Here is a 19,011-nt window from a genome sequence, read left to right as displayed (position 1 = left end):
GGACTTTAGCTGACTTGAAACAGTGTATTGTGGATTGGAACCTAAAAGTTTAGGTTGATTTATTTAAATGTTTTAAACCTTTTTTTGAATTTAGAGTGATTTTTTAACTACAAAACCATTAAAATGTTATAACATAACAATACAAAATCTAAACTACTCTCCTTCATGATGAATAAATTCTCTCTTTTTTCCTCAAGCATATATTTAAGTCTGCTGAGTTCTTTCACTTGGGCAGAAACTTCAACGGAAGTACTCCAGACCATCCAATTACAAGCCGAAACTGAGGGTGAAAACCTTCAACAAAGTACTGCAATGACTAAGTTTTCACATGACATTTTAGACGTGCCCTTTAGTCGAAGTGTGTTATCCAAAGCGTTAATTCAACAACAAGATGTGCAACGTATTGACGATGCACTCACGCAAGTGAGCGGGGTCTATAGTCAAAGCAATTATGGTGGCGGCTTTTGGGATAACTTTTCATTTAGAGGTTTTAGTACAGACCCCAATATTGGGGCACAAATCATCAGAAATGGTCTGAGTGTCAACCGTGGACTCAGCGCTCCCCGAGACATGGTGAATATTGAATCTCTCGACTTTTTAAAAGGCCCAATGGCTGCGCTCTATGGCCGTGGGGAAGCTGGCGGTCTACTGAATATCAACACTAAAAAGCCTGAATGGGAACGTTCTTCAGAAGTGAATTTACGTGCCAATAGTTTAGAAAAATACCGTGCTAGTTTTGAACATACTGCCCCAATCAGTGATGCTGTGGCTTATCGTATTGCGGTCGCACATGAAGATAACCAAAGTTTTCGTGATCATGTGCAGAGTGAGCGTTGGTTTTTCTCCCCCCAACTCACATGGAAAATTTCAGATTCAACTCAATTAGATTTTGACAGTGAATTTACCCGACAAGATGGAACCTTCGACCGTGGTGTAAGTAGTTATCAAAAACAATTTGTGATGGACCCTAAAACATTTACAGGCGAACCTGATGATGGTGATCATATTCAAAAAGATCATTTCTATCAGCTTCGACTTGCACATCTGTTTAATGATGACTGGAAAATGAATAATGCTTTCAGTGTTAAAGATACACAACTCAAAGGCTTTTCCAGTGAACCTCGTCGTATTCAAAGTGATGGACGGACATTAGAGCGCCAGCGTCGCTACCGTGACAATAAAAGTGATGACATTCTCTTTCAAACTGAAGTTCTTGGGACGATCCAACAAGACTGGGCCCGTCATGAAGTACTTTTGAGCACTGAACTTGGGCAAATGAAGTATCGTCAATTACAACTGCGTCGAAACCACAGCAGTAGCGTGCCAAATAGTATTGATATCTATACTCCTATTTATGGACAATACTTACCCGAGCTTCCACTTTTCATTAACACCGAAGAACAGCAACGCTATTTTGCACTGAATCTACAAGATCAAATTTTCCTCAATGATCAATGGAGTGTGTTGTTTGGTGCGCGCTTTGATCGCATCACTCAAGACTTTCAAAATAAACTTACAGATACATCCAATAAAAAGGATTTACAACAAACCAGTCCACGCTTGGGTTTAAACTATCGACTGAATGATCGTTGGTCATGGTATGCAAACTATGGAGAATCCTTTGCACTCAACAGTGGCATGGACCGAAACGGCGATGTGTTTAACCCTGAAAAAGGCAAAAGCTATGAGATTGGTGGGAAATATCAGATTACCCCACAGAGTTTGCTGAGTTTAGCCCTCTTTAAAATGGATAAAGAGAATGTCTTAACCACAGATCCAGCAGATAGTAACTATCAAATCACCGCTGGAGAAGTCTCAAGTAAGGGGCTAGAGTTGGATCTAGAGACACAACTCAATGATCAATTCTCTATACGTGCCAATTATAGCTACACAGACGCCCAAATTGAAAAAGACCAAACTCTTGCTAAAGGTTCACGACTCAGCAATGTGCCGAAGCACAGCGGCTCTATCAGCAGCAACTATGAATGGACCTTTGCCAATGCGGACAAAGTTGGACTCGGTGCAACGGCAATCTATGTGGGAAAACGTAGTGGACACAGTACAGATAACGGATTCAACTTACCTGAGTACACGTTGTTAAATCTAAATGCTTATTATGCGCCAACAGATCAGCTACGTTATCAGTTCAATGTGCACAACCTCTTAGATGAAACGTACTATGTTGCAAGCTATAGCGATATGTGGATTCAACCAGGCGACCCTTTAAATGCATCTGTCTCGGTGCAATGGAAGTTTTAAAGTTTAAAAACCAGACTTGTCTCGTTATGAGTCGAGTCTGGTGTTAGAAAAATAAGATTCTGATTAGTTTCTGAAGTATTAGCTAGCTGCTATAGTTTTCTTTAGCGTTACTATGTACTTACTTCAAAAAGTATTCCCAAATGATAAATCCAAGAAAAAATCCAAGAAACGAATATAAAGTAATGATAAAGAATACAAACCAAGCTCTATTTTTCTTCAGTAAAAAGTTCATTTCCAATACCTCAACGCTCTATCTATATTCATTATTCTAAGGTTTTCTATACCAAAGGACAGATACAGTTCTTTGTGAAAAAAATATAACAGACTATAACAGATTTGCCATTTTTAACTTCCAAAACCGATCATACTGATATCAAGTACCATATAAAAGCATAAGGAGGCTATTTTGCCTCCCCATGCTTCAGTAGATTAAAGGATTAAACTTCCGTTTCTTTTTTTGCATTCATCCAACGATACAACACTGGTAATAGCACCAAGGTCAATAACGTCGAAGAGATAATTCCACCAATCACCACGGTCGCCAGTGGACGTTGGACCTCTGCCCCTGTGCCCGTAGCAAGCGCCATGGGGACAAAACCTAAAGACGCTACACAAGCGGTCATTAAAACAGGCCTTAATCGCAAAATCGCTCCCTGCCAAACGGCTTCATGTAAACGGTATTGCTCTCTTAGCTCTTTAATGAAGGTCAGCATGACCAAACCATTTAAGACGGCAACCCCAGACAAGGCAATGAAACCAATGCCCGCCGACATTGACAAAGGAATGTCTCTTAACCACAAGAAAAGCACACCACCAGTTAGGGCAAATGGAACGCCAGTGAACACAAGCAAGCTTTCTTTGATGTTATGGAAAACGGCCATCAACAAAATAAAGATCGTCAGTAACGCCAGTGGAATCACAATCTGCATTCGAGCCTGTGCCGAAGCCAAGTTTTCAAATTGACCACCATACTCAATCCAGTAGCCACTTGGTAACGGATATTGCTTAAGCTGACTTTGTACTTCTGTGACAAAAGAGCCCAAATCACGCCCTTCCACATTCGCCGTGACAATCACACGACGTTTGCCATTTTCGCGGCTGACTTGGTTAATGCCATCCATCATTTTTACAGTGGCAATATCGGTGAGTAAAATACTGCCACCATTTGGAAGCTGTATTGGCAGTTGCGCAATCCCATTGACACTACGATCTTGCTCACTGAGCCGAATGACAAAGTCAAAACGGCGGTCGCCCTGTAAAATTTCACCAACATTTTGTCCGCCAATGCTTGCTGACACATGGTCTTGTACGGTTTTGACACTTAGGCCATATTGCGCTGCCAAGCTTTTATCAATTTCCACATTAAGCAAAGGTAAACCCGACGTTTGTTCAACTTTAACGGCGGTACTGCCTGAAACTTGCTGAATCAATTTACTGATTTTTTCAGCTTCCGCATTTAATACTTGCATGTCATCGCCAAAGATTTTGACACCGACATCACTACGTACACCCGATATTAACTCATTGAAACGCAGTTCAATTGGCTGAGAAAACTCACTGTTGTTCCCGGGCAATGTCGCTAAATACGCCTGCATACGGCTACGAAGCTCATCCAATGTTTCTTTTGGATTTGGCCATGCATCACGGGGTTTTAACATGACATAACCATCTGAAATATTTGGAGGCATTACATCGGTCGCTACTTCAGCCGTGCCTGTTCGCGCAAAAATAGCGTGTATTTCAGGGAATTTTTTCAGAAATAGCTTTTCCGTATTTTCCTGAATACGGAGTGATTCTTCCAAGCCAGTGTTTGGGGAACGCAGTTGCTGTACAGCAAAGTCACCTTCACTCAGTTGCGGTGCAAACTCACTGCCGATACGCGTTGCAAGTAATCCTGTCAACATCAACAAGCACAGTGCAAAGGTCAAAACTACCGCTTTATACTGATAGGCACAGTCCAATACCCGCTGATATCGCTCTTTTAACCACAGCATCCAACGGCTTTCAGTTTCTTTGATGTCACCTTTAACAAAAAGTGCGACAGCCGCAGGTACAAAGCTGATCGACAAAATAATGGCTGCAACGAGCGCAAGTACAACAGTCAAAGCCATTGGGTGGAACATTTTTGCTTCTACACCAGTCAGTGCAAAAATCGGTAAGTACACCACTAAAATAATCAGCTGACCAAAAATGAGTGGACGGCGGGCTTGACGCGCTGCCAAAAACACTTCTTTAAAACGTTCCGACTGAGTTAACGGACGTTTGAGTGACTGCTGTGCATGGGCTAAACGGCGAATACAGTTTTCAACAATTACCACTGCACCGTCGACAATAATCCCGAAATCCAATGCCCCTAAACTCATCAGGTTAGCACTGATGTTCTGCTGTGCCATACCCGTTAAAGTAAACAGCATAGACAGTGGAATCACACAGGCTGTAATTAACGCAGCACGAATATTACCTAAGAATAAAAAGAGGATCACAATCACCAAGATTGCGCCTTCAACCAAGTTCTTTTGCACCGTTTTAATGGCTTTTTCCACCAAGGTCGTGCGGTCATAAACCGTTTCTATTGTGACACCTTGCGGTAAACTACTTTGCACCTCTTGAATTTTGGCATCTACAGCTTTAGACACCGTTCGGCTGTTTTCACCCATCATCATCATAGCGATGCCGAGTACAGTTTCTTCGCCGTTATAGGTTGCGCCTCCTGTTCGGAGGTCATGATCAATTGAAACCTGCGCAATATCCGCGACACGAATGGGGTTCCCATTTGGGCTGGAAACCGTTGTATTTTCAATGTCTACGAGACTATTGAGTGTGCCAGGCACACGAACTGTGAGTTGCTGACCATTTTCCTCAATATAACCAGCACCACGGTTTTCATTATTTTCCTGTAAAGCGGTTTGTAGCTGGCTCAATGAAATATTTAACTGCTGCATACGGTTTAAGTCGGGAGCAACCACATAGGTTTTATTGAACCCGCCAATACTGTTGACCTCGGCAACCCCCGTAACACGTTGCAGTTGCGGACGAACGATCCAATCTTGGATCTCCCGTAAGTCCATCGCGCTATAAGTCGTACCATCGGCTTTTTTAGCATTTGGTTCGGCTTTAATGACCCATGGCTTTGTTGCATAAATATGTAAGCATCTGATTTAAATAGATTTAATTTTGGATCAAAAAATAATCAAAACTTTTAAAATCATATAGTTATGAAATCTTTGTGCAACAAAGCCTCTCACACCATCAAGTTAATGATATTCATTTTTCTGAACAGGCTCTATTACTTCATCTTCAAGATTGAGTTTGACGATACCTTGCGAATTAGTCATCTTCTGCTGGGTTTGAATACGTTGAATCATTTTCTCCAAGACTTGAATCAACTGCGGATATTCAAAATTCTGCACTTCATCTAAGTTTAGCAGTAAATGAAACCCTTTATATTCATAATCAAACCAGCGTTGATAATCTGATTTTTGCGAGGTATATTTCTCAACAACTTGCCACGTCTTCACAGCACCTTTAATCCCCTTAAGGAAAATTGGCGCTTTCGGCGCACAAAGATAATCATTTTTTACTAAATTATGCGTATCGTCCGAAATTAAAATTTCATCCACTTGTGCTGCACTTTGTAAACGTGCCGCAAGGTTTGCATCACGACCAACAATGGTATAAGCCATACGGTGCGATGCACCATAGTTCCCTACGTGGCAATACCCTGTAGAAATCCCCATACGAATATGCAATGGCGGATACCCCATTTTCACCCAACGCTCGCGCAGAATTTTCATTTGCTGACGCATCGCCATGGCCATTTCCAAACAGTTTTGAGCATCACGCTCTACACCCTCGGAATTTGGGTCACCAAAAAACACTAAAATTGCATCCCCCATGAATTTATCCACAGTACCTTCATATTGCTTCGCAATCTCGGTCATGTGTTTTAAATAATCATTGAGTAGGAATGCTAAATCATCTGGAATTAAGCTTTCAGAAAGCTCTGTAAAACCCTGAATATCTGAAAAGAAAACTGTCAGTTTTTTACGTTTGTATTCAATTTTCGCCTCAGACTCACCTTTCATAATCGATTGCCACAACTGAACAGGTGCATAGCGACTCAGTTGATTGGCAAATTCCATGTAACGGTTCATTTGATCAAAATAGTGATTTTTGCGGCGGTAAATGTCTTGCATTTGGTTGCGCTGATAATAACTACCTACGCCAAAATAAGTGGTGAGGCACAAAAAGCCCAATACGATCAGTTCGGTACTGGTAGCCTCGAAATACTCACCAAAACCAAAAACAAAGATAATCGAAATATAAAAGACAACCACCCCAATCAGGCTGGCCAAAGACACCATCAAAAAAGAAATTTTATTGCTAATAGCCGTGTAAAGCATAGCAAAAATGGTTAAAAATGTGAGTACGATACTGAGATGTACAGCGGCTAAAATGATCGCTGTAATGACAATATCAATAACAAACATTACACCGCGTCGCATCTTATTATTGAAGCGATAACCTAACCACCTTGAAAATGGGGGGGTGATCAATAATACAATGAGCAACAGCAGCGGCACGTAAATCTGATATTGAGTATCTGCCATCGTATAATGATAGACGATGGTTATTAAAGACAGCATGCCATATCCCATCGCACGATGGAAATACACAAATTGTTTGGGCTCTTTAGATAACCAATGATCTAATGGCACTGCTCGTTCCCCATTATCCGCACGATCAAATCATCCCTGATTTGATTTCTCACGTGTATTAGTCCATACGCCAATCGAATGGCATATCACCTTGGCCACGTAGTGCAAGCATTAAAGTTTGACGCATATGCGCAAGCACTTCATTGCTATAAGGAACAGCGGGAGTACCCCAAACTGGTTTTGGCCATGCGACGTCGTTTTGATAACGTACAACATGGTGAAAATGGAGCTGCGGAACCATATTACCTAAAGCAGCAACATTCATTTTGTCAGCACGGAATACACGAGCCAATTGGCTTGATAACCAGCTTGACTCACGTAAAAACTGTTCTTGGTCGGCTTGACTGAGTTCATATAACTCAGTGATGCCTGGCACGCGTGGAATTAAAATTAACCACGGAAATTGCATATCATTCATTAAGCGACATGTTGAAAGTGGAAAGTCGCCTACAAAAAACGTATCTTGAGCAAGTTGTGGATGCAAACTAAACATATCTTTATAAATGATGCAAATTAAAATAATGGCTAATACTATCACATCCAATCAGAGGTGAATATTGTAAGCAATGTGTTTCAACACAAATAAACTACGTTTTACTTTGAACCACATCACATTTATTACTTTAATAAATTTCATCAAAAAATCAAGTCTTTCTTTTTATAGCGCAAGTGCGCAAGAAAGACCAGATATCTGTATGAAATCACAGCAAATTAAAACTAAATTTTAATGCAACTCTTTCAACAAACTTTCCAATAAGTCATTGATAAATTGAATCCGTTTTTCATATTCCTCTAGTATGACCATGACCTTTAAGCGCTGACCACCTTCCATCCTAAAAAAGGTCGGGTGTTTTTGCATCATCTGAATAATACTAATTGCCTGAACAGGAGTATCTGGTGAAAATTCAATCGTACCACCATTGGCAGAAATATCCACTTTGGTAATGCCCAGTGTTTCTGCTTTCAAACGCATCTGATGTACAGCAAAAAGCTGCTTTACAGGTTGTGGTGGTATCCCAAAACGGTCAATCAACTCCATACGAATGTTATCGAGTTTTTCCTGACTGTCCGTATTACTAATACGCTTATAGAACAATAAACGCTGATGGACATCTCCCAGATATTCATCTGGAATCAAGGCCGGCATATGTAAATTGATTTCTGCGGTCAGTGAGAGTGGCGCATCGAAATTTGGGGTTTTGCCCTTTTGAATGGCTTTGGTCGCCTTTTCGAGCATCTCCATATATAAGCTATAGCCAATGGCTTGCATTGAACCACTTTGTTGCTCGCCAAGTAGCTCACCCGCTCCGCGAATTTCTAAGTCTTCCGTCGCTAACATAAAGCCCGCACCTAATGTCGATGCCCGCTGAATCGCATCCAGACGTTTTTCAGCATCACCTTTTAATCCTTTGATGGATGGCACCAACAGATAGGCATAAGCTTGGTGATGCGAGCGCCCTACACGCCCACGTAGTTGATGCAACTGCGCTAAACCCAGCTTATCTGCCCGCTCAATTAAAATGGTATTGGCATTCGGAACATCAATCCCTGTTTCAATAATGGTTGAGCAGACCAGCACGTTATATTCTTTATGGTAGAACTGCTGCATGACTTGTTCTAACTCGCGTTCACGCATTTGACCATGTGCAACAGCCACACGTGCCTCAGGGACCAACTCTCGAAGACTCTCCGCTGCACGCTCAATGGTTTCGACCTCATTATGCAAGAAATAAACTTGGCCACCACGCAGTAACTCACGCAAGATGGCTTCTTTAACTGAATCACCCGTATGTTCTTGCACAAACGTTTTTACCGCTAAACGTCGTGCAGGTGGTGTAGCAATAATGGATAGATCACGCATGCCACTAAAGGCCATATTTAAAGTCCGTGGAATTGGAGTTGCAGTCAGAGTCAACATGTCCACATCTGCACGCATGGCTTTAATTCGCTCTTTATCACGTACACCGAAGCGATGTTCCTCGTCCACTATCATCAAGCCCAAGTCTTTGAACTGGACACTTTCTTGTAGAATTTTATGCGTACCAATCACGATGTCGACTTTGCCATCAGCTAAGTCTTCAATCGTTTTGGTATGTGATTTACTGCTGCCAAAACGTGATAAAACTTCGATACGAATAGGCCAGTCTGCAAAACGGTCTTTAAAAGACTCATAATGCTGTTGAGCCAGCAACGTCGTCGGCACCAAAACAGCCACTTGTTTGTTGTTCTGTACCGCTAAAAATGCTGCGCGCATCGCAACTTCGGTTTTACCAAAGCCCACATCGCCACAGACCAAGCGATCCATCGGTTTAGCCAATTGCATATCATACAAAGTTGCCTCAATCGCATTGGCTTGATCGAGTGTTTCTTCATAGGCAAAGCCACTAGTAAACTGCATATATTGACCTTGATCTAACTCAAAACCAAAACCTGGTTTGGCTTGACGACGGGCTTGGATATGCAATAACTCCGCTGCTACATCATGGATTTGCTCTAATGCTTTACGTTTTGCTTTACTCCAAGCATCAGTACCCAACTTATGCAAGGGTGCCAAGTCTGGGTCACCACCACTATAACGACTGATCAAATGTAAATTGGTGACAGGAACATAGACTTTGGCAGCATCGGCATAATCGAGCTGCAAGAACTCATAGTCTTGCTCATCAATGCTTAAAGTGACTAAGCCCGCATAACGCCCCACACCATAGTCGATGTGCACCACCGGCGCTCCCATACTCAGTTCAGTCAAACTGCGGATGAGAAACTCTTCCGAAACCTCTTGCTGGCGTTTACGACGGCGCTGTACAACGCGATGCTCATACAACTGATTTTCAGAAATGATGCTAATGCTGTCTTTTAATACCAAACCACGCTCTAATGGCGCACTGGTAATTGCAATGGCATGTAAAGATTTTTGAAATTCTGCAAAATTCTCAACATTAGGAATCTCTCCCAATGTGGCGCGCAAGGCATCTTTTAAAGTTTCACGACGCCCAGCGCTTTCAGCAACCAGTAATACTGGATGATTAGCAGCATCAATATACTGTTTAACCGCATGAAAGGGCTTTTGATGCTTAGGATCGACCGCTAAACGTGGTGGGAGCACGGTGTTTAAATTGATCACACCTGCTTTTAGATCAAAAGCCTCGACTGAAGCAATAATACGGGGAAAGGTATTGAGCTGTTCTAAAACTTGATTGGTCGAAATAAAAAGCTGGTTAGGGGCTAAAATTGGCTGGTCAACATTATGACGACGGTCTTCATAACGTCGATCGATTTCTTTCCAAAAATTATCCAAACCATCATCAACTTGCTTGTCTGTAATGACAATGGAATGGCTTGGTAAATACGAAAGCAGTGTACTTTGAGCTTCCATCTGCGCTGCACTGAAAAATAGCGGGAAATAGAACTCAATCCCTGGTGATGCAATCCCTTCTAACACATCCTGATAAATTGGATTTTTCTTTGGATTTGCCGTCGGAAACATTTCTGCATAGCGATCACGAAATATGCTGCGCGCCTCTTTCAACGGAAACTCTTTAGCCGGTAATACGGAAAATTGTTTTAAGTTTTGCGTAGTGCGCTGTGTTTCGGGATCAAAAAATTTGAGGGTTTCAATTTCATCATCAAACAAATCTATGCGAATTGGTGCGGCTTGACCTGAGGCATAGATGTCCATAATGCTACCCCGAACCGCAAATTCACCATGGTCATATACTGTGTCGACCAAATGATAACCTGCTTGAATCAAACGCTTCTTTTGCTGTTCCAATTCAAACTTTTGACCAACGTGAATATCAAAGTGTTCTCCCAACACCCACGACGTCGGCGCTACACGCTGCGCCAAGGTCGAAGCCGAAATCAGTAAGACGCCTGTTTGCGGCATATTGGATAAAATTGCGAGACGCTCAGATACAATATCTTGATGAGGAGATAAACGGTCATAAGGCAGAATTTCCCAGTCTGGGAAAATGGTCGGTCGAATACCGTAAAATTCAAATTCACTTTCGAGTTGTGCTAAGTGTTGATTATTTTTTGCCACAACCACAAAGAGCTTTTTATTTTGTGAACTTAACGTATGAATGAATAATGCAGCTGAAGAGCCGAGCAAATTTCCCAGCCAACGTTTTTCGCCTGCTTTTAGTTGTTGCACATTCAGTTGGGAGATTTCTTCTTGGAACATGGACATGGCTTTAGCGTTTAAAAACATGCGTCATATACTAGCATGATGTCCTCTCGCTGCATGTTATTTTTCACGACAACAACAACATCAATCTAGCGCTAAGTCCTTTTTACAACTCAAATTTATGGCTTTTAAAAGACTTATTTTTTGTCACGTATAAACTGGTAATAATAGTCATTGAGTAGCTTAATCATTCGCTTTAACTCAGTTAAGTTTTCTAGATTATTGCCTAAACGTACAACAAATCGCTCATTGGCAATTTCCAAGTCGATCTTTTCATTGATTAACATAGCACTATAAAAAAGTGCATTAAGGTCATCAAACTGACTAATTCTACGATTTGAAAAATAGACCAAACGTTCAGCATGTATGGCATTTAGCACAATACCTTCAATGATAAAGCCTTTTTCATCATCATATTCAATCTGATGCTGCTGCAAAAAAAGTTGTTCTGGCGCATCTTTCTTTAATTTAAATAATTGGCTTAATTTACTCAGCATAGACATCTAATCATGGTTCTTCACTCAAGCTTATTGTAGTTCTAACTGCTACCTTTTGTTAGTACGGATTGGCTTAAAAGTATAAAAGCAGCGCATTGACTACTTTTATACCTATATATAGTTATAAATGTCTTAGCTCTTAGGCTAAAGGTACAACCGTCGGCGTCACCTCAGTAACCAAATTTTCAAATAAAAAAAAATGTGACCTAACGGTTCCCGAGTAAGTAACCCTTGCCCCAATACCGCTTACTGATTTTTTTATTTTCCGCAATACACTGTTTACCCAGTTCATCACATTTCGCGACCTAAAATTCGATCAAACAAGGTCACAATACTAATACTAGCCATGACTACATCCAAGCATACTTGTTCATTGGCTTGAATATATTTGGTATTTAAGGCTGCAATACCATTAATAAATTGCTAAACGCAGCGGCGTTGGATAAACATCATTGGTCGATTGAGATTTATTAACAAGGTCATTTGGATGAATAACCTCGTATTTACCTTAAGAATGGAATAGATGCTTTAATGCAAGATTGGCCAGCACTTCGTTGCTATTCATTTAATTGAAGTGCCCACTCCACCTTTATAGGCATCTATGGTTAGATGCAAGGGAAAAGCGTGTAACCAACTTTCAGATGGTTGGCTCAATTGCTCACATGCCCCCGCAATGGCCTGCACAATTTCAGGAGAAATTTTGTCAAATTTGCAGGTAATTTATACCAACTCTATTTTCACTTGTGCCAATGCAAGCAGAAAATGCCATTGAATTCCTATTTTCCAATTAGAAATTTGAAAGTTTTCCAATGCACTCAAAGTATGAATGCCCTAACAGAATTAGGTTAATGGTGAAATATTCGTCTTTTCCACCTATTTTATTGCTGTAAATACATTTCATAAATGAAACATTTTATATGGAAATGTGCCTATTCTGCAGGCAATGTAATTTTGCGTAAGCAATAAAAAATCAAAAATTATAACTAGCCTGCTGATTTTCCGAAATAAATGCTTATAATTTCATTCACCCTATAAAAAAGAATAATAATTGACCAATAAACAACATATTTTCAACAACTTATTGTTTAATTTTAAAAAACAATTAATAATTACACAAAATATACAAAAACACCTCACAACTGTTACAGAGTGTAATTTTATTTTTATGCTTGAATCGCCGTCTCAAACAAAGCGATTAAAAAATCTCCCAAGTCGGATTTTGCCAAGGAATGCCTATGAGTCAAATTAACCCCACCCTCGTCACATTTTTAGTTTATATCATTGCCATGGTTGGCATCGGTTTGTATGCATACAAGTCTACAAACAACTTTGATGATTACATCTTAGGTGGTCGTAGTTTAGGAAGTGTGGTTACTGCGCTTTCTGCAGGTGCATCAGACATGAGTGGCTGGTTACTGATGGGCTTACCGGGCGCAATTTATTTGTCTGGTTTGTCTGAAGCGTGGATTGCTGTAGGCCTGATCATTGGTGCATGGCTCAACTGGTTATTGGTTGCAGGACGTTTACGTGTTCATACTGAAGTCCAAAACAATGCCCTCACCCTGCCCGATTATTTCACAGGTCGTTTCGCAGATCGCAAACGTATCTTGCGGATGATCTCAGCGATCGTTATTTTAGTATTCTTTGCGATTTACTGTGCTTCAGGCATGGTCGCAGGCGCACGTCTATTTGAAAGTATCTTTGGTTGGAACTACACCACTGCACTTTGGATTAGTGCAATTGCAACCATCAGTTATGTGTGTATCGGCGGCTTCCTTGCAATTAGCTGGACAGATACCTTCCAAGCAGGCCTAATGATTTTTGCTCTGCTACTTACCCCAATCATGACTTACCTTGCGATTGATGGTAATGCTGCACAGTTCACAGTCTTACTTGAAACGGCTCGCCCACAAGCGATGCATATTGTCTCTGAACTCAGTACTGTTGCCATCCTGTCATCATTGGCATGGGGCTTAGGCTATTTTGGTCAGCCACACATTTTAGTGCGCTTCATGGCTGCAGATTCTGTAAAAACGATTCCTGCTGCGCGTCGCATTGGTATGACATGGATGATTTTATGTCTAGGTGGTGCGGTAGGTGCTGGTTTTATTGCCATCGCGTACTTCCAACAACACCCTGAACTGGCGGCTGTGGTTTCTCAAAACCCTGAAACTGTGTTCATGGAACTGACTAAACTCTTATTCAACCCTTGGATTGCGGGTATCATTTTGGCTGCAATTTTAGCTGCGGTGATGAGTACATTAAGCTGTCAGTTACTGGTTTGCTCTACAACATTGACAGAAGACATGTACAAAGCCTTCATCCGTAAAACCGCTTCTCAAAAAGAATTGGTCTGGGTGGGTCGTTTCATGGTTCTTGCAGTTGCTGTTCTTGCAATTTGCTTAGCAAGCAACCCTGACAGTAAAGTTCTAGGCCTTGTAGCTTATGCATGGGCAGGTTTTGGTGCGGCATTTGGTCCACTGATTATCTTGTCTTTGTTCTGGAAACGCATGACTTTGAATGGTGCTATTGCAGGTATTATTGTTGGTGCGGTAACTGTGATTGTATGGAAAAATTCATTAGGACACTTAGGTCTATATGAAATTATTCCAGGCTTCATCTTCTCTTGGATCAGCATTGTAGTTGTAAGCTTAATGGGTAAAGCCCCTGAAGCTGAAGTAGTACAACGCTTTGAACAAGCAGATAGCATGTACAAACAAGCCATGGCTGAAATGAAAGAAGAATCTACACAACGTTAATTGAACGTGTAGACCAACAAAAAAAGGGGCTTTTAAGCCCCTTTTTTTTGCATCTCATGCACTCAATTATTTCGACAAAGGTTTGTACTTAAGTTGAATACGTGAGCTTTCTTTGATGACTTCCATCACAGGATAACTGCGCGTTTCTTTAACGCCCGGCAGTTGCCACAAGACTTGGCCTGAGATTTTTCGGAACTCATCCATACTGGCACAACGAATCTTCACCACAAAATCAAAGCCCCCACTGGTCATATGACATTCCACAATTTCATCATGCTGTAGTACAGCATGGCGAAAGTCATCCAAGACATGTGGCGTGGTTTTATCCAAAAGTATCTCAACAAAAACCACAAAACTGGAATTCAGCATGTTTGGATTTAAGCGTGCTTCATAACTCAGAATAAAGCCTTCCTTGGTTAATTTTTGCACCCGAGCCAAAGCAGCCGTCGCTGATAAGTTCACTTCTTCGGCAAGTTTAATATTCGATATTTTTCCATCTCTTTGAAGAATATCTAATATTTTGATATCTGTTCGGTCCAAGCTAAAAATTGGGCTCGTCATCTGAATTAATCTCTAAATAGCATACAAATTATAGTGAGTTATTCGGCATTCTTTCTGTAATCATAAATTAATTACTATAGATCTCTCAACACATTATTGTATGCACAGGATGTAGGCATGAATATGATGGAAAGCAATACGCATTTCAACGACGCTCAAACTCAATTTGAATATATTACCGAATTCAAAGAAAAAAGTGAGCTTGAAGTTGAAATCAATACCGCTTGGCGACGTGCCGAAACTGACTGTGTTCAAAACTTATTAGACCACAGCAAAATCTCTGACGAGATGAATCAACGCATTCATGAACTTGCGTTTGATTTGGCTCATACTTTACGTGAACGTAAAAGCGGCAGCGGTAAAGCAGGTATTGTACAGGGTCTCTTACAAGAATTTGCACTGTCTTCTCAAGAAGGCATCGCGCTGATGTGTTTAGCTGAAGCATTACTTCGTATTCCAGACATGGCGACACGTGACCTATTGATTAAAGACAAAATCAACCAAGGCAACTGGAAAGAGCACGTTGGTCAAAGTAACTTGATGTTTGTCAATGCGGCAGCATGGGGTCTCATGCTGACTGGCAAGCTCATGGAAACACCAAAGCAAAATAGCTTATCAGGCACTTTAACAGGCTTATTGGCACGTAGTGGTCGTGGCATCATCCGTAAAGCAGTTGATGTGGCTATGCGTATGATGGGCGAACAGTTTGTGACTGGCGAAACCATTGGTGAAGCATTACAACACGCTGAACGTCTTGAAGAAAAAGGCTTCCGTTATTCATACGACATGTTGGGTGAAGCGGCACTGACCGATCATGATGCTGATCGTTATATGAAAGACTATACCGATGCCATTCATGCCATTGGTCAAGCGTCAAAAGACAAAGATGTTTATGACGGCCCGGGTATTTCAATTAAATTATCTGCTCTACACCCTCGCTACCAACGCGCACAAGTTGCACGTATGCATGAAGAGTTGTACGGCAAAGTCTTTACCCTTGCTAAATTAGCACGCGGCTATAACATCGGTTTAAATATCGATGCAGAAGAATCTGAGCGTTTAGAAATTTCTTTAGAAATGCTCGAACGCCTATGCTTTGAACCAGAACTCAAAGACTGGAAAGGCATTGGTTTCGTTATCCAAGCGTATCAAAAACGTTGTTTCTACGTGGTTGACTACATCGTAGACTTGGCTAAACGTAGCGAAAAACGCTTAATGATCCGCTTAGTGAAAGGCGCGTACTGGGACAGCGAAATCAAGAAAGCGCAAATTGAAGGGATGACTGACTATCCTGTATTTACCCGTAAAGTACATACAGACTTGTCGTATATCTCTTGTGCGAAGAAATTATTAGCTGCACCAGAACAAATCTACCCACAGTTTGCAACACACAATGCGCAAACCTTGGCGACTATTTATGAAATGGCTAACCCAGAGAAATACTACGTGGGTCAGTATGAGTTCCAATGCTTACACGGCATGGGCGAGCCACTGTATGAACAAGTGGTCGGCGAAAAACTAGATAAAAAACTAGGTGTACCTTGCCGTATTTATGCACCTGTGGGCAACCATGAAACACTATTGGCTTATCTTGTACGTCGTTTACTTGAAAATGGTGCAAACACCTCTTTTGTAAACCGTATTGCAGACAAGTCACTCGCAATTGATGATTTGATTGAAAACCCAACTCAAACCATTTTAAGCAGTGCAAAACGTGAAAATATCGTGGGTCAAAAGCACCTTTCGATTCCACTTCCTGCTGAGCTTTATGGGCAGCTGCGTGCAAACTCTAAAGGTTTAGACCTTGCAAATGACTCTGCATTAGCTCAACTGAACCAAACAGCTCAACAGTTTGCTAAGCACCAATGGTCTGCTGCACCAATGGGTGAGCACATTCAGACCAATGACGCCGTTGCTCCGCAAAGCATTATCAACCCAGCACGTCACTCAGATGTTGTGGGTTATGTACAAGAAGCAACAACTGAACAAGTTGAGCAAGCATTAAACAATGCCCAGGCTGTTCAAGACATTTGGGCACGTACGGCTAAAGACACCCGTGCGAGTTACCTACTTCGCGCTGCTGACTTAATGGAAGCTCGCTTAGAAGAACTCATGGTTTTACTTTGCCGTGAAAGTGGTAAAACGTATGCCAATGCTATTGCAGAAGTTCGTGAAGCTGTAGATTTCTTACGTTACTACGCAACGCAAATGATTGATCTAGATGCGAATGCAGAAGTTGAGCCTTTAGGCACGATGCTATGCATTAGCCCATGGAACTTCCCATTGGCCATCTTCACAGGTCAAGTCGCTGCTGCATTGGTTGCGGGTAATACCGTGATTGCTAAACCAGCTGAACAAACGCCATTGATCGCAGCTCAAGCAATTCAAATCTTATGGCAAGCGGGTGTGCCTCAAGCTGCTGTACAGCTGATGCCAGGTCGCGGTGAAACTGTGGGTGCACAACTCAGTGCAGCCGAGCAAGTTCAAGGCATCATGTTCACAGGTTCTACTGAAGTTGCCAAAATTTTGCAAAAAACTGTGGCGAAACGTTTGAGCAAAACTGGTGAAAGCATTCCTCTGATTGCCGAAACAGGCGGTCAAAATGCCATGATCGTTGACTCATCAGCACTGACTGAACAAGTTGTACTTGACGTCGTCAGCTCAGCTTATGACAGTGCAGGTCAACGTTGTTCTGCTCTTCGCGTACTGTGTGTACAAGAAGACAATGCTGATGCTGTGATTCAAATGCTTAAAGGCGCAATGCAGCAACTCCAAGTGGGCAACCCATATCTACTTAAAACAGATATTGGCCCTGTGATTGATGCTGAAGCGCAAGAAAACATTCAAAAGCACATCGACAAAATGCGCCAAAAAGGTCATCGCGTACACCAGTTGATGCGTAATGATGCTCAAGACTCTGAACTAGATGCAGGCACGTTCATTACACCAACATTAATTGAACTGCCAAATCTCAATGATTTAGAACGCGAAGTGTTTGGTCCTGTGCTGCACGTGATTCGCTTTAACCAAGGTTCACTCAAACAGTTACTTGAGCACATCAACAGCAAAGGCTATGGCCTGACAATGGGTCTACATACCCGTATTGATGAGACCATTCAAACTGTAATGACCCATGCTGAAGTAGGTAACCTCTACATCAACCGTAACATCGTGGGTGCAGTTGTCGGTGTACAACCTTTTGGTGGCGAAGGTTTATCAGGTACAGGCCCTAAAGCAGGTGGTCCAATTTATCTATATCGCCTAATGCAAAACTGCTCTGCGAAAAAGTTAAACAAACCTTTTGCAACAGGTGCTGATTTGAACCCTCAGGTCGAGTTCAGCAACTCTGCATTGTTCCTTGAGTGGGCAGCTAAAACCTTCCCAGCAGTGAAATTGGCAAAAATTGAGAACTTCTGTTCAGGTCATCATTACGAGCTGCAAGGTCCAACAGGTGAAAGCAACCAATACATGGTGATTCCACGTCATGCAGTGTTGTCATTAGCTGAACAAGAAGCGGATCAGTTACAACAGTTGAATGCGATTTTTGCAGTTGGTAGCCGTCCAGCAGTGCTTGCAGATAACAGCTTTGTGTTAAAACACATACCAAGCATGCCTAAAGCATTGGCTCAAGCGTTCCATGTCATCAAAGACATCAAAACTGATGCTTTTGATGCGGTATTGCACCATGGTACAACGGCGCAGCTTTTAGCGTTGCAACAGCAGATTGCTGAGCGTCAAGGTGCGATTGTGGGTATTACTCATCTTAGCCCATCACAAACTGCCATTCCTTTAGAACGCTTTGTGATTGAGCGCGCTATTAGTGTTAACACTGCAGCTGCTGGTGGTAATGCAAGTCTCATGACTTTGAACTAAGCCGAATTTAAACCTGTAGCTCTTATCGGGACTACAGGTTTATTACTGTGTTTCCTCTATTGCCAAGTCAACATCTCCTGGTCTGTTTACTTGGCATTTTTTATGCGACTCGGTTTGGCTTAATCTGCTCGATAATTTCCGATATAGCAAAGTATCAA

The 19,011-nt window shown here is 41.7% G+C and carries 9 protein-coding genes and 1 pseudogene; 3 read left to right on the top strand and 7 right to left on the bottom strand.

From position 1 onward, the window contains the following. Nucleotides 1–165: 165 nt before the first annotated feature. Nucleotides 166–2,259 carry a TonB-dependent siderophore receptor gene (locus MN200_RS07745; protein ID WP_058869597.1) on the top strand — a complete coding sequence of 698 codons (2,094 nt, stop codon included), beginning with the start codon at nucleotides 166–168 and terminating at the stop codon, nucleotides 2,257–2,259. Between the two features lie 118 nt (nucleotides 2,260–2,377). Here MN200_RS07745 and MN200_RS07740 read toward each other — a convergent pair whose 3' ends face one another. The 6 genes and pseudogenes from MN200_RS07740 to MN200_RS07715 form a co-directional block, all read right to left on the bottom strand. Beyond that, nucleotides 2,378–2,491 (bottom strand): hypothetical protein, encoded by a 114-nt coding sequence (locus MN200_RS07740; RefSeq protein WP_010326689.1) that lies wholly within the window; start codon nucleotides 2,489–2,491, stop codon nucleotides 2,378–2,380. 205 nt (nucleotides 2,492–2,696) lie between these two features. Continuing rightward, a pseudogene (locus MN200_RS07735) lies at nucleotides 2,697–5,384 on the bottom strand (CusA/CzcA family heavy metal efflux RND transporter); the annotation flags it as partial. A gap of 129 nt (nucleotides 5,385–5,513) precedes the next feature. After that, nucleotides 5,514–6,977, bottom strand: coding sequence for an adenylate/guanylate cyclase domain-containing protein (locus tag MN200_RS07730; protein WP_058869684.1), 1,464 nt, complete (start codon nucleotides 6,975–6,977; stop codon nucleotides 5,514–5,516). Between the two features lie 58 nt (nucleotides 6,978–7,035). Continuing rightward, nucleotides 7,036–7,470, bottom strand: a complete 435-nt coding sequence (locus MN200_RS07725; protein WP_004696995.1) for an HIT family protein — start codon at nucleotides 7,468–7,470, stop codon at nucleotides 7,036–7,038. A gap of 231 nt (nucleotides 7,471–7,701) precedes the next feature. Further along, nucleotides 7,702–11,160, bottom strand: a complete 3,459-nt coding sequence (gene mfd, locus MN200_RS07720) for a transcription-repair coupling factor (protein ID WP_242760515.1) — start codon at nucleotides 11,158–11,160, stop codon at nucleotides 7,702–7,704. 140 nt (nucleotides 11,161–11,300) lie between these two features. Then, nucleotides 11,301–11,666, bottom strand: a complete 366-nt coding sequence (locus MN200_RS07715) for a hypothetical protein (RefSeq protein ID WP_080543921.1) — start codon at nucleotides 11,664–11,666, stop codon at nucleotides 11,301–11,303. Between the two features lie 1,229 nt (nucleotides 11,667–12,895). Between MN200_RS07715 and putP the strand changes: the two genes are divergently transcribed. Then, nucleotides 12,896–14,419, top strand: coding sequence for a sodium/proline symporter PutP (gene putP / locus MN200_RS07705; protein WP_058869685.1), 1,524 nt, complete (start codon nucleotides 12,896–12,898; stop codon nucleotides 14,417–14,419). 66 nt (nucleotides 14,420–14,485) lie between these two features. Here the strand turns inward: putP and MN200_RS07700 are convergent, their stop codons facing one another. Further along, nucleotides 14,486–14,980 (bottom strand): Lrp/AsnC ligand binding domain-containing protein, encoded by a 495-nt coding sequence (locus MN200_RS07700; protein WP_004984696.1) that lies wholly within the window; start codon nucleotides 14,978–14,980, stop codon nucleotides 14,486–14,488. Between the two features lie 117 nt (nucleotides 14,981–15,097). On the opposite strand from MN200_RS07700, the gene putA reads away from it, so the two are divergent. Further along, a complete protein-coding gene (gene putA, locus MN200_RS07695; protein WP_058869686.1) occupies nucleotides 15,098–18,853 on the top strand; it encodes a trifunctional transcriptional regulator/proline dehydrogenase/L-glutamate gamma-semialdehyde dehydrogenase in 3,756 nt (1,251 codons plus the stop codon). Nucleotides 18,854–19,011: the final 158 nt, after the last annotated feature.

It is taken from the genome of Acinetobacter sp. LUNF3 (assembly GCF_022699605.1).
GTDB lineage: Bacteria > Pseudomonadota > Gammaproteobacteria > Pseudomonadales > Moraxellaceae > Acinetobacter > Acinetobacter johnsonii.
This window is presented reverse-complemented; position numbering and strand designations above follow the sequence as displayed.